A 555-nucleotide genomic window follows, 5' to 3' on the forward strand; every position below is an offset into this window, starting at 1 on the left:
GGTTAGCCGCGCAGGCGACCGGAGCGGAGGATGCTCAGGATAAGCCACAGGCCCAGCAGCTGGCGGTGCCAAAAAGCAGCTCGCTCAGCTAGAAGACCTGAAAGCACTGGGTTTGCGCCGAGATGATGGCGGCGCCGATAATCAGGGATCCAACCACTAGGAGAGGCAGTTGGCTGACTGATCCAGGCTGCTGCGCAGGCCTTCCAGATCCTGCACCGTCAGGTTCCAGCGTTGGGTTTCCGAAGTGTGATGCGGCTAAGCAGCACTTCCAATTGCCGCGGAGATTGCAGGGAGAGGTTTTTCAGATCCAGGGCCCTGCGCAGCAACGAAGGTAGGGGAGCTTTCCCCAGCAACTGCTACCGAAATACGTCTGCCATCAGGGTCCGCAGGCTGCCCCCAGGACTTTCTGGCAGGGCCAGTTCCAGAGTCAGCTCGGCACAGCGCTGGGCATCCAGGCTGACGATGGCCAAAATCAGCTCCAGCACAATCGGCTGTGGGCGGGGATCCAGCCGCCCGACCATGCCACAGTTCAAGAGAGCAACGCGACCAGAGCCC

At 61.3% G+C, this 555-nt stretch carries 1 pseudogene; it reads right to left on the reverse strand.

Annotation, left to right across the window (positions count from 1 at the left end):
• Nucleotides 1–413 precede the first annotated feature (413 nt).
• Nucleotides 414–555: pseudogene (locus NW860_RS01670) on the reverse strand (AarF/ABC1/UbiB kinase family protein); the annotation flags it as partial.

Source organism: Synechococcus sp. F70.1 (genome assembly GCF_047502745.1).
Classification (GTDB): Bacteria; Cyanobacteriota; Cyanobacteriia; order Thermostichales; family Thermostichaceae; genus Thermostichus.